We start from the raw sequence: 12,463 nt of genomic DNA on the forward strand, positions 1-12,463 counted from the left end.
TCTCAGTTGGCTAGCAGACGTACTTTTTGCAGCACTGCATCCAGGGCCCCAGCCTGATCAGTCGCAACCACCTGCCGCTGCGGCATAGATCGCAGCCAAGTTATCTGGCGCTTGGCCAACTGGCGGGTAGCGATGATGCCCAGCTCGCGGAGCACAGCAGTTGGCAGAGGCCCAGCAGCGCCTGATGCTTCATACGCATCCAAAGCTTCCCAGGCCTGGCGGTAACCCACGCAGCGCATCGACGGCAGGTCGGGGTTCAGGTCGCCACGTGCGCGCAGGGTTCGCACTTCGTCCACTAATCCCTGTTCCAGCATGGTGTCAAAACGCTGGGCAATACGACCATGCAACCAGCTTCTGTCCAGCGGTTCCAAGGAAATGAGGCCTCTAGCCCCCGTCGAATCTGACTCTTCTATTGATTTGATAGTGTCTTTGGCGGAATGGAAGTGCGACAAGGGTAGCCCCGATACGCGGTACACCTCCAGCGCACGCTGGATGCGCTGGCTGTCCATGGGCGCCAAGCGTTGAGCCGTCACCGGGTCGACGCGGGCCAACTCGGCATGCATGGCGGGCCAGCCCTTCTCTGCTGCTTCCTGTTCCAGCACGGCGCGTATGGCGGGGTCGGCTGCGGGCATGTCGTCCATGCCGTCGAATAGTGCTTTGAAATACAACATAGTGCCGCCGACCAGCAGCGGCAGCTTGCCGCGCGCGCTGATGTCAACGATCAGCTGACTTGCATCGCGCACAAATTCGGCAGCGCTGTAGGCCTGTAGCGGGTCGCGGATATCGATCAGGTGGTGGGGCACCTGGGCCAGCTCGGCTGCGCTGGGCTTGGCCGTGCCAATGTCCATGCCGCGGTAGACGAGGGCCGAGTCCACGCTGATGATCTCGCAGGCATGTTCTTGTGCAATCGCCAGTGCAGCCGCGGTTTTGCCCGAGGCCGTGGGACCGGCCAGGCATAGGTAAAAGGGTAGTGCCTCAGTGTTTGCCATAACGCTGCACCAGTGTCCACGCGCTCAGTGCGATCAGCACGCTCCAGAACAGAATGCCCATGACCAACGGGCCGGTTGTGCCATCCATGTGTGCACCCAGCCACTGGCCGGTGGCAAAGGCGCTGACCATGGCGATGAATCCATTCAGTGCTGACGCGGCACCGGCCGCCTGTGGGAAAGGCCCGACTGCACCGCTTTGCCCGCAGGGGTTGTGGATGCCGTGGGCCAGCATAAACAGTGCAAACGGTATCTCAATCGCCCACACCGACTGGACACCGGCAAACGCCAACACGGCCACCGTGCCGCCCCCAGTCAATGTCAATGCACCGGCAATGGCCACGGCACGGCGCACGCCAAAACGCAGCAGCAGGCGCCGGCACAAAAAGGTGCCCAGCAGGTAGATAAAAGAGTTGGCAAACATCACCAAGCCGTACTCAGTGGTGCTCAAGCCCAGCACACGGATGAACACAAAGGACGACGACGCCAGAAAGGTAAATAAGCCGCTGTAGGCAAAGGTAGACAAGGCCGTAAACGCCAGGAAGGTGGGGTTGCGCAGAATGACCAGCCAGGTGCGCATCAGCGTGCCAAACTGGAGCGCTTGAGGGTTTTTGACGGGTACGGTTTCTTCAAAACGCAATGCGATCAGCGCCAGCGTGACGGCGCCAAACACCGATAACGCCAACAGCGCCGCATGCCAGTTGAACAGTGCCGTCAGCAGCCCGCCCAGCGGCGCACTCAGGCAGGCGATGACCCCCAGGCCGCTCAGGCCCTTGGACATCACGCTGGCGCCCTGCACCGGCGTGTACAGGTCGCGCACGATGGCGCGGGCGCACATCACCGCGGCACCCATGGCCGCGCCCTGTAGTGCGCGCCATACGATGAGTACATCCATGCTGGGCGAGAACGCACTGCCCAACGAGGCCAGCACATAGGCCGACATGCCGATCAGCAACACGGGCCGCCGGCCAAATCGGTCCGACAGCGGCCCCCAGAACAACTGCGACACACCAAAGGCCAGCAGTAATGCGGTCAGCGTCAGCTGGGCCTGGACCATGCTGGCCCCCAGCTCCTGCGTCAGCCCCGGCAGGGCGGGCAGGTACAGGTCGGTGGTGATAGGCTGTATGCCCAGCAGCAGGGCCAGCGTCAGCACAATCAGTGCCGGCGGCATGCGGGTGAGGGAACTAGTGGACGGCACGGGCAGACTCATCAATGTGTCGATTGGCCACATGGTGCAGCAAGAACCCCAGGCAGCCTGCGGCCACAGTCAAGCCCACGACCAACGCAATCCAGAAGCCTTGAGCCTGCATGGCCACAGCGGGGCGCCACGGCAGCCATTCGGGCGCCAGGCCCAGCACACAACCCAGCGGCAATGCGAAGATCCAGAAGGCCGTCAGGTGGATGACCATGGGTGAACGTGTGACCTTGTAGCCGCGGATGGCACAGCTGGTGGACACCTGGGCCGCATCGGATATCTGGAACAACGCGGCCAGAAACAGCAGACCGGCCGCGATTTGGGCCACGGTTGCGTCGGTCGTATACAGCGCGGCAATCTGGTGGCTGAAGAGCGCCATCAGCGCGGCCGTCACGGCGGCCAAGCCCACCGACAAGGCGACGCCCACGGCCGAGCGAAAACGCGCGGCCTCGGCATCACCCGCACCCAGCGCGTGGCCCACACGGCTCAGTAAAGCGATGCCCAGGCTCAGTGGCAACATAAATACCAGCGAAGAGAAGTTCAGCGCGATCTGGTGGGCCGCCACCTGGGTGCTGCCAAAGTGCGCCACCAGCAGCGCAATCAAACTGAAGGCACTGCTCTCGGCGAAATAGGTCACGCCAATCGGCAGGCCCAGCTTGAGCAGGCTCTGCACCTTTTGCCGGTGCGGCCATTCGAAACGGTCAAACGGCCATGTGCTGCGGTAGGCCGGGCTGCGCTGCATCCACCACATCAACCCCAGCAGGTTGAACCAGGTGCACAGCATGGTGGCCCAAGCACAGCCCACACCGCCCAGCTTGGGGAAGCCCCAGTGGCCGTAGATCAGCACCCAGTTCAGCAGGCAATTGAGCAACAGGGCGACGATGGCAATCGCCATCATGGGTTTGGTCTGGTTCAGGCTGGCGCTGTAGCCATACAAGACGCGGTAACAGGCGAAGGCCGGCAGCGCAAAACTGGCCACCAGCACAAACCGCGTGGCAATGTCGCGCACCACGGGCTCCAGCGCCATGTGGTCAAAAACCAGGGCCGCCACATTGGCCAGCACAAAAGCGATCAGGCCCACGCCCAGGCCTTTCCACAAACCTTGGCGCACAACATGGGGCACGCGGTTAAATTCTCCGGCGCCCACATAGTGCGCCACCGTGGGGTTGACCGACATCATGATGCCCATCAGTGTCACCACCACAATCATCCAGATGGACGAGCCCAGCGCCACACCGGCCAGGTCTTGTGCGGACGCATGGCCCGCCATGGCCACATCGGCCACCGCCATGCCCACATTCGCCAGTTGCCCCACCAGAATCGGCCATGCCAGTTGCCACAGGGCGGAGATTTCGGTGGTGATGCGTGCGCCGCGTGTAGTGGCGCTTATCGGGTCTGGGGGGATGGGCATGGGCCTGCCATTCTACGGGGCGGCCCCTAGCCCAGAAATGCAAAAGGCCCGCGCGGGGCGGGCCTTGGTGCTTGGGCGAACCTGCTTACTTGGGTGCTGAAGCGGCTGCCTTGGCCTTCTTGGCTTTTGTGCCTTTCTTCTTGCTCTTTTTCTTGGTGGCTTTGGCGGGTGTGGATGCCGCCGCTGCGGGTGTGGCGGCCACGGCGGGCGCGGCGGCGACAGCAGGGGTTGCGGCTACTGCGGGTGCGGCTGGTTTGGCTGCAGCGGGAGCCGAGGCTGCGTTCATGGCGCCCCCGTGTGAAGCAGCAAACGCGCCGGTAGCGAACAAACCGGCGATCAGGGTGGCGAGGATCTTGCGCATGGTGTCAATAGCCTTTCAAAGCGTGTGGATTACACCCCACTATAACTTGGTGTCGGCCACGTCCAGCCACTTTTGCCATGGGTTAAACCCGGTGATCAGCGCGCTGGCGACAAGTACCAGGGCTCCACCCGCAAAAATGCCCGTGCTCAAGGCCTCACCCAGGAACACATGGCCCCAGATGACGCCAAACACCGGGATCATGAAGGTGGGGCTCATGGCCGCCACCGACGATACGTGGGCCAAGATACGGATATGCATCCAGTAGGCGATGCCCGATGTGACCACCCCCATGATGACCACGGCCAGCAGGGCCATGGGTGTGAACTGGGCTGCGCTCCAGGTCCACGCGGCACCGGGTATCAGCATCACAAAGGACAGGGCGTGTAAGCCAGCCGCAATCTGCAGCGGCTGCATGCGGGAGAGGGCCCGCTTCATCAGCGGGGTGGAAAAGCCGTAACAGGCCGAAGCCGTCACACAGGCCAGTGCGGCCACATACACGCCCACCGACGGTTCCACCGGGCCCAGGCCGACGATCAGCCCGACGCCCGAGAAGCCGAGGACACAACCAAAGAGTTTGCGCAGCGTCAGCCGGTCTTCCTTGAACAGGGCCGAGGCAAAGATGCCGAACATCACCGCGGTGGAGTTCAGCAGTGCGCTATAGCCCGCAGGCAGCTTCAAGGCGGCCCAGGCGAAGAGCAGGAATGGTGCGGCTACCGACAGCAGGCCGATAAGGGCCAGCTCGCGCCAATGTTCAGTGGGCCAGCTGTGGCGCATGGCGCGCATCAGCACGGCCAGCGTGAGTGTGGCCATGCCGATGCGCAGCGCGGCCAGCACATTGGGCCCCAGCAGCGGGGCGGCAATGCGGATCAGCATGAACGAGGCGCCCCACAACGCGGAGAGACCTACCAGTTGGGCGAAGTGTTTGGTTTGCAAAGTGAAACGATTGTGACCGTGGCGCGCCGTTTATCGGTCGCCTGGGTGTCTTGCCGCAGTAGCCTGTGGGCTTATCGGCCGCGCAGGAAGAGGGCGTCCAGCTCGCGGATGCTGAGCTGGCGCCAGGTGGGGCGTCCGTGGTTGCACTGGTCGCTGCGTTCGGTGGCTTCCATCTGGCGCAGGAGGGCGTTCATTTCTTCGATGGTCAGCTTGCGGTTGGCACGCACGGCGCCGTGGCAGGCCATGGTGGCCAGCAGTTCGTTTTGTGCGCGCTGGATGACGGTGCTGGCCTCGTGTTGGGCCAGTTCGGCCAGTACGCTGCGGGCCAGTTCGACTGCATCGCCTTTCGCCAAGGTGGTGGGTACGGCGCGCACGGCAAGGGTCTTGGGGGAGAAGGGGCTGATTTCCAGGCCCAAGGTTTGCAGTGTGGTGAAGTGGGCTTCGGCGGTGGCGACTTCGCTGGGGGTGGCTGCGAAGGTGGCGGGGATCAGCAGGGGTTGGCTGGTGAGTTGGGCTACTGTGGTGCTGGCGCCTTCTGCGGTTTGTTGGGCCAACTGGTTCTTCAGCCGCTCGTAGACGATGCGTTCGTGGGCGGCGTGCATGTCTACGATCACCAGGCCTTGTTTGTTTTCGGCGAGGATGTAGATGCCTTGCAACTGGGCTATCGCTTTGCCCAGGGGCCAGTCTTGGGCTTCTGTTTCACTCGCTGGGTGGCTGGGCGGCAGAGGGTTTTGCTCCGTGTCCCCCGCCCGCTGTGCGGGCTCCTCCTGATATTGTTCAATCCGCTCTCGTTGCGCTAAAGGGAGCCCGAGCGGACGACCCCGTGCTCCTCCTTGGGAAGCCAAACCCGAGGTAAAGACTGGGGCGCTGCCCGGATTCGACGCAGAAGCTCGAACGGTGTCTTGGGGCGCCGCTGGCCGGATCATTTTGTTTGTATGCGGCCAGCGGTGACCCCGCATATCAGGGTGTGCATGTCGGATACGGCGCTGAGACTTGCATCTGAAGGGAGATGGCAATGATCTGGAGCGTAGGAATCGATGTCAGCAAGGCCAAGCTTGATGCTGCCTTGCTCAGGGTGGATGGTAAATACCGCAGCAAAGTGTTTGCCAACGATGTGTCGGGCTTCCAACACCTGCTGCAATGGATACAGACCCATATCCCGCCAGGCGAGGCAGTACAGGTATGCATGGAAGCCACCGGCGCGTACCACGAAGCACTGGCGCTGTTCCTGTTTGACCACGGTGTGGCAGTATCGGTGGTCAACCCGCTCCTGGTCAAACGCTTCATTGAAGCCGATGGGGTGCGAAACAAGACTGACGAGGGGGATGCGAAGTGCCTGGCCCGGTTTTGCCGGCTGACGGCTCCCGAGTTGTGGGAGGCCCCGTCTGTAGGCGTACGCACCCTGCAAGCCCTGGTGCTGCGCCTGGATACGCTACAGGAGATGCTCCAGGGTGAGAGCAACCGCCTGGATGTGGCGCATGCCTCGGTCCAGCAGTCCATCCGGGATGTGATGCTTGGATTGGAAGAATCAATCCAGGCGGTGCGAGAGCAGATCCGCAAGACCATCGACGACGACCCGGATCTGAAGCAGCGCCGGGGTCTTCTGGAATCGATCCCCGGCCTGGGAGACAAGACAATTCCTAAGTTGCTGGCCTACATTGGCAGGCCTGAGCGCTTCAAGAGTGTCAAAGCCCTGATTGCCTATGCCAGCTTGGCGCCGCTGATCCGCCAGTCTGGAACATCCTTGAATAAACACAAGGGAACACACCCCCAAGGAAACAGGGCACTCAAGAGTGCGTTGTATTACCCAGCCATGGTGGCGGGCAAGTACAACCCGCTGATAGCGGCGTTCTGGCAGCGCTTGAAGGCGCAGAACAAACCGGGCAAGGTCATCGTGGAGGCATGCATGCACAAGTTGCTGGCAATTGCCTACGGCGTGCTGAAGTCGGGCAAACCCTTCAATCCTCACCATTTGAAGCCGATGGGCGCTTGACTTTCACAACGGTGTCTTTACCTGCGCATAACCCTCTGCCGCCCAGCCACCCTGGGGAATGGCGCTAGCGCTGGGTTGCCATAGGGCGCTGATGTCGCTGACGCGGTGACCAATCGGTTCGGGTCTTGCTCCGAAATTTATAGCGGGTTGGGCAGAGTACATGGGGGCTACACCCCGATTTGGCTTAAAGCCCTCTGGTGAGAGGCCACTTGCAGCATTCAACGCTGCGTCGGGTGCTCCCGAGCTGTCTGCAGCGCCGGCGCTGCCGGCACGCGGTGCTGCCAACGTGTCTTCCACCGCGTGGCGCACGCCCTGGTGTACCTCGCGACTGTCCCGAAAGCGCACCTCGATCTTGGTGGGATGCACGTTCACATCCACGCGCGCCGGGTCCATGGACAGGTAGAGCGCGTAGATGGGCTGGCGGTGGCCGTGCAACACGTCTTCGTATGCGCTGCGGGCGGCGTGGGTCAGCACCTTGTCGCGTACAAAGCGGCCGTTCACGTAACAAAACTGCTGGTCGGCGCGGGAGCGGGCGGCGTCGGGGATGCCTACGCGGCCCCACACGCGCAGGGCACTGGCGCCCTGGTTGGATTCTTCGGACGACGGCTCGCCTTGCGCACGCGCTGCACTGGCCGGCCGCCAGTCCACGGCAATCGACTGTGCTATGAAGTCTGCACCCAGCACGTCCGCCAGGCGCTGGTTCAGGCTGGTGGCCAGTGACGGGTCTTCGCAGCGGCGCCATTGCTCCACCAGCTTGCCTTCGTGCCAGATGGCAAAACCCACATCGGGGCGGGCCAGGGCGTGTCGGCGCACGGATTCGATGCAGTGCGACAGCTCGGTGGCGTCGGTCTTCAAAAATTTGCGGCGCGCCGGGGTGCTGTAGAACAGTTCTTTGACTTCGACCGTAGTGCCCTGGCTGCGCGCCACGGGTTTGAGTTCACCGGTGCGGCCGTCCAGCAGGTATGCGGCAGATTGGCCGCTAGCCCTCGAAAATATTGCACAGTCTGCTATGGAGTTGATAGCGGCCAGGGCTTCGCCGCGGAATCCCATGGTGGCCACCGATTCCAGATCCTGCAGGTTGCCGATCTTGCTGGTGGCGTGGCGCCTGAAGGCCAGGGGCAACTCTTCGGGCAAGATGCCCATGCCATCGTCTTCCACGCTGATCAGGCGCACGCCACCGGCGAGCAGGCGCACGGTGATCTGCGTGGCGCCGGCATCCAGCGCGTTGTCGACCAGTTCGCGCACGACCGATGCGGGGCGTTCAACCACTTCACCGGCGGCGATCTGGCTGATCAGCTCGTCGGACAGTTCACGGATGGGGCGGCGGGAGGAAAGGGAGGGGAGTGGGGCGTTCACCGGGCCATTTTAGGGGCGCGCCGGTGAACGAGGGGCGTGCGTGTTACTGCAGCTTGCCGTACTGTGTGCCACCGATCATGATGCCGCTGTCCAGCGGGGCCAGGTCTGACTGGTACTCCCACTCACCCACACGCACCACGGGTGGTGTCAGGCCATTTTGCAGGGCTTCCATAAAGGCCTTGGCCTCGTCGTCGGATACGGGCTGGTAGGCGTGGCGGGCCAAAGGCTGTTCGCCGTTGGCCTGGTCCATGGTGGGGGTAACAGGGCGTTGGCGCACCATGCTTGCGGCGGGGGTGCCATCGACCACGGACTCGGCACCATCGGCGGTGCGCGACAGGCGGTCAAACTGGCTTTCGGTCTCGCTGACCCGCCAATAAATACCCTCGATCAAAACCCCAAAACGCTTGTAGGCATTGGAGCGCATCAGTTTCTCAAGTGCCGCAAAACTCTTGGTCTTGGCGTCCTTGCCGGTGACGAAGGACTTGGCGACATCAATCATTGCAATGAAGCGGTGGTGGCGCACATCGACCGGCATGACCTTGAACTTGTACATGCTGCCAATGACCTCCATGGCCAGAAAGCTCTCGCGTATGGACTGGTACAGCATTTCCTGGCGGAACGCCTTGCGCTCTTCAAGATCCATGCGTTTGGCATGGGCCTCTGCGGCCGCAGCAATCTCTGCCGATGCCTTTTTCTTTTTGGAGCGTAGGAATGAGAACATGGTGTTGAGCAAGTTGGTCGGATTCTAGCCGTGGCTTTTTGTATGCCTGCAGGCTTATACGCAGAGTGTTGTTACCCAGCGAAATTGCCCGTCTGTACTCCCCTTGGCCGCTTCGGGTGTATCTTAGGGTTTATTGGACCCCTAGACCGCGGCCGCCACCCCTGAACCACTGTTCAACCGTGTGAATACGGGGTGAGCTGTTGTTTTTTGTGTTCAAGCAGGTCCCAGTACGCGGATAAGCGTGCTGTATTCAGAGTTTCGACATATTGGATGGGCATGCCGTGGCGCATGGCCGCCGCAGGAGGGTGCAGATGATGGGTTCGCAGGCAGTTCCAACCTTGAGGGCCAATGGCCGGGCCTTTGCCCAGATCTCCCAGTTCCACCCCGAGCTCACCGCCTTTCGGCGCGACCTGCACGCCCATCCCGAGCTGGGGTTTGAAGAGGTTTACACGGCGGCGCGGGTCAAAGAGGCCTTGCAGGTGTGTGGTGTGGATGCCGTCCATACCGGCATTGGCAAGACAGGCCTGGTCGCCACGATCAAAGGGCGTGGCGGCAACAGCACCCGCATGCTGGGCCTGCGGGCCGACATGGACGCCCTGCCCATGACCGAGCTCAACGACTTTGCGTGGAAGTCCTCCAAGCCGGGTCTGATGCACGGTTGCGGCCACGACGGCCATACCGCCATGCTGGTGGGCGCGGCACGTTACCTGGCCGAAACCCGCAACTTCGATGGCACAGCCGTGCTGATATTTCAGCCGGGTGAAGAGGGGTACGCGGGCGCGCGGGTCATGATCCAGGACGGCCTGTTTGAGCGTTTTCCGGTGCAGGCCGTCTACAGCATGCACAACTGGCCGGCCATGCGCCCCGGTACCGTGGGTCTAACCAGCGGCCCGATGATGGCATCTGCGGACCGCGTCACGATAGAGATTTCTGGCCGGGGCGGGCATGGCGCCCACCCTTACCAGACGATTGACCCCGTTGTGGTCGCTGCCCACATCATCACGGCCATCCAGAGCATCGTTTCGCGCAACGTGCGTGCTACCGAAAGTGCCGTCATCAGCATCTGCGCTATGCAGGCCGGTGACCTGGGTGCCATGAGTGTGGTGCCCGGCAAGGCGACCCTGGTCGGCACGGTGCGCACCTTCAACCCCGCGGTGCAGGATCTGGTGGAGCGCCGGCTCAACGAGCTGTGCAGTGCGGTGGCACTGGGTTTTGGCGCCACAGCCACTGTGCATTACGAACGCATTTACCCGGCCACCATCAACTCGGCGGAAGAGACGCGTTTTGCCGGGGATGTGGCGGAGAGCTTGGTAGGCCCCGACCATGTGGTGCGTGACCTGGAGCCCAGCATGGGCTCAGAAGACTTTTCCTTCATGCTGCAGGTCAAGCCTGGCGCTTATATGCGCCTGGGGCAGGGCGCCGAGAACGGGGTTGGCAGTTGCCTGTTGCACAACACCCGTTACGACTTCAATGACGATGTTTTGCCACTGGGCGCGGCCTTGTATGCCGGCCTGGTGGAGCAATCCATGCCCTAAATGCGCCCCTCTTGCACCGCGTGGCAGGCCACACGCACGCCCGCTTGCGCCAGCATCTCCGGCTTTTCGTTGCTGCAACGGGTGTTGGCATGGGGGCAGCGGGGGTGAAAGGCACAACCCGTGGGCGGGTTGAGTGGGTTGGGTACCTCACCGGCCACGGCCGTGCGTGCCTTGCCGGTGTCGTGCATCTTGGGGATGGCGTCCAGCAGCATGCGTGTGTATGGGTGGCGCGGGGTGTCAAACAGGGTGTGTTTGTCCGCCAGTTCCACCAGCCCACCCAAATACATCACGCCCACCTGGTCACTCACATGGCGCACCACCGCGAGGTTGTGGGATATGAAAAGGTAGGTGAGACCGTGCTTGCGCTGCAGGTCTTTCATGATGTTGAGAACCTGGGCCTGCACACTGACGTCCAGCGCGGATGTGGGCTCGTCACAGACCAGGAATTCCGGCTGGGTGGCCAAGGCCCGTGCGATGGAAATACGCTGCCGCTGCCCGCCCGAGAACTGGTGGGGAAACTTCACGCGGTCCAATGCAGACAGGCCCACCGACTGCAGCAACTCACCCACGCGTTGGTCGATTTCGGCCGTGTCCGACAGGATTTCATGTTCGCGCAGCGGCTCGGCAATGATGTCGCCCACGGTCCAACGGGGGTTCAGGCTTGCATAGGGGTCTTGGAACACCATTTGCACGCGCCGGCGCAACTTGCGGCCTTCCGCCGTTTTGAAGGCTGCGTGTGCGTCTTCACCGTCGAACTGAAAACCGCCCCGCGTGGGCTCGTACAGGCCTACCAGCAAGCGCGCCACGGTGCTTTTGCCACAGCCGGACTCGCCGACCAGGGCCAAGGTCTTGCCGCGTTCGATGTCAAAGCTCACACCATTGACGGCTTTGAGCAGCATCTTGGTCTTGCGCTCGATGACGCGGTTGAGCCAGGGGGCAGACACGTCAAAGGTTTTGGCCAGGTCCGTTGCGCGGACCAAAGGTTGCGTAGTGATGCTCATGCGGCACCCCCTGCTTCGTGCAACCAGCAGGCGGCGTCGGTGTTGCCGGCCTTCAACAAGTCGGGGCGCTGCACACCGCACTTGGCAATGGTCTTGGTGCAACGCGGGTTAAATGCGCAGCCTTGTGGGATTGCGTTGAGTCGGGGCATGGCACCATCAATCTGGTGGAGGTTTTCGCGGTCTTGGCTCATGTCGGGAATACAGGCCATCAGGCCGGCGGTGTAGGGGTGCGACGGTTGGTTGATCACATCGTGCACAGGTCCAATTTCGGCAATACGCCCCGCGTACATCACGGCCACACGGTCACAGGTCTCGGCGATGACACCCATGTCGTGGGTGATCAGCATCACTGCGGCGCCGCGCTCCTTGCAGATGGTCTTGAGCAAGGTAATGATCTGCGCCTGGATGGACACATCCAGTGCCGTGGTCGGCTCATCGGCGACGATGAGTTTGGGCTCTGCAGCCAGTGCCAGGGCGATCACCACACGCTGGCGCATGCCACCGGAGAACTGGTGGGGGTAGTGGTCAATGCGCTGTTCGGCCGCGGGGATACCGGTGTCTTTCAGCAGCTCAATGGCACGTGCACGTGCCTGGCTGGCATTCAGTGGCAGGTGGGTGGTGATGGTTTCGATCAGCTGCCGCCCCACGGAGTACAGGGGGTTCAACGACGTTAGCGGGTCCTGGAAAATGGCACCGATCTTGCGGCCGCGTATGGCGCGCATTTGCGCGTAGGGCAGGTTGTCGATGCGCTGGCCTTCCAGCAGGATTTCTCCGCTGCCCACGCGGCCCGGTGGTTCCAGCAGGCCGATGATCGCGGCGCCCGTGAGGGACTTGCCGGCACCGGATTCACCCACTACGCCCAGGATTTCGCCGGGCGCGATGTCAAAAGAAATGTCGTCCAGGGCACGCAGGGTGCCCTTGCGTGATGGAAACTCCACCACCAGATTTTTTACTTGAAGCAAGCTCATGAA

At 62.4% G+C, this 12,463-nt stretch carries 10 protein-coding genes and 2 pseudogenes; 2 read left to right on the forward strand and 10 right to left on the reverse strand.

Annotated features, from left to right (window positions below; translation table 11 throughout):
• Window positions 1-2: 2 nt before the first annotated feature.
• The 6 genes and pseudogenes from miaA to mutL (HZ993_RS00460) form a co-directional block, all read right to left on the reverse strand.
• Window positions 3-989: a tRNA (adenosine(37)-N6)-dimethylallyltransferase MiaA gene (gene miaA, locus HZ993_RS00435; RefSeq protein ID WP_209395317.1), complete on the reverse strand. Its 987-nt coding sequence runs from the start codon at window positions 987-989 to the stop codon at window positions 3-5.
• On the reverse strand, window positions 976-2,196 hold the full coding sequence (locus HZ993_RS00440) for a multidrug effflux MFS transporter (protein ID WP_209395318.1): 1,221 nt from the start codon (window positions 2,194-2,196) through the stop codon (window positions 976-978). The genes miaA and HZ993_RS00440 overlap by 14 nt, the downstream gene beginning before the upstream one ends.
• Window positions 2,171-3,592, reverse strand: a complete 1,422-nt coding sequence (locus HZ993_RS00445; protein ID WP_209395319.1) for an MATE family efflux transporter — start codon at window positions 3,590-3,592, stop codon at window positions 2,171-2,173. The genes HZ993_RS00440 and HZ993_RS00445 overlap by 26 nt, the downstream gene beginning before the upstream one ends.
• Before the next feature lie 85 nt (window positions 3,593-3,677).
• Window positions 3,678-3,953 carry a cell envelope biogenesis protein TolA gene (locus HZ993_RS00450; protein ID WP_209395320.1) on the reverse strand — a complete coding sequence of 92 codons (276 nt, stop codon included), beginning with the start codon at window positions 3,951-3,953 and terminating at the stop codon, window positions 3,678-3,680.
• A gap of 39 nt (window positions 3,954-3,992) precedes the next feature.
• Window positions 3,993-4,886, reverse strand: coding sequence for a DMT family transporter (locus HZ993_RS00455; protein WP_209395321.1), 894 nt, complete (start codon window positions 4,884-4,886; stop codon window positions 3,993-3,995).
• A gap of 71 nt (window positions 4,887-4,957) precedes the next feature.
• Window positions 4,958-5,575 (reverse strand): annotated as a pseudogene (gene mutL / locus HZ993_RS00460) (DNA mismatch repair protein MutL); the annotation flags it as partial.
• Window positions 5,576-5,901: 326 nt separating this feature from the next.
• Between mutL (HZ993_RS00460) and HZ993_RS00465 the strand changes: the two are divergent.
• A complete protein-coding gene (locus HZ993_RS00465) occupies window positions 5,902-6,879 on the forward strand; it encodes an IS110 family transposase (protein ID WP_209395322.1) in 978 nt (325 codons plus the stop codon).
• Window positions 6,880-6,912: 33 nt separating this feature from the next.
• On the opposite strand, the pseudogene mutL (HZ993_RS00470) reads toward HZ993_RS00465, so the two are convergent.
• A pseudogene (gene mutL, locus HZ993_RS00470) lies at window positions 6,913-8,235 on the reverse strand (DNA mismatch repair endonuclease MutL); the annotation flags it as partial.
• Between the two features lie 43 nt (window positions 8,236-8,278).
• Entirely contained in the window at window positions 8,279-8,956 is a 678-nt protein-coding gene (locus tag HZ993_RS00475) for a hypothetical protein (RefSeq protein WP_209395324.1), read from the reverse strand.
• A gap of 311 nt (window positions 8,957-9,267) precedes the next feature.
• On the opposite strand from HZ993_RS00475, the gene HZ993_RS00480 reads away from it, so the two are divergent.
• Entirely contained in the window at window positions 9,268-10,491 is a 1,224-nt protein-coding gene (locus tag HZ993_RS00480; protein ID WP_209395325.1) for a M20 aminoacylase family protein, read from the forward strand.
• Here HZ993_RS00480 and HZ993_RS00485 read toward each other — a convergent pair.
• Window positions 10,488-11,492 carry an ABC transporter ATP-binding protein gene (locus HZ993_RS00485; protein ID WP_209395326.1) on the reverse strand — a complete coding sequence of 335 codons (1,005 nt, stop codon included), beginning with the start codon at window positions 11,490-11,492 and terminating at the stop codon, window positions 10,488-10,490. The genes HZ993_RS00480 and HZ993_RS00485 overlap by 4 nt on opposite strands.
• Entirely contained in the window at window positions 11,489-12,460 is a 972-nt protein-coding gene (locus tag HZ993_RS00490; protein WP_209395327.1) for an ABC transporter ATP-binding protein, read from the reverse strand. The genes HZ993_RS00485 and HZ993_RS00490 overlap by 4 nt, the downstream gene beginning before the upstream one ends.
• Between the last annotated feature and the right edge of the window lie 3 nt (window positions 12,461-12,463).

The organism is Rhodoferax sp. AJA081-3 (assembly GCF_017798165.1).
Lineage (GTDB): Bacteria > Pseudomonadota > Gammaproteobacteria > Burkholderiales > Burkholderiaceae_C > Allorhodoferax.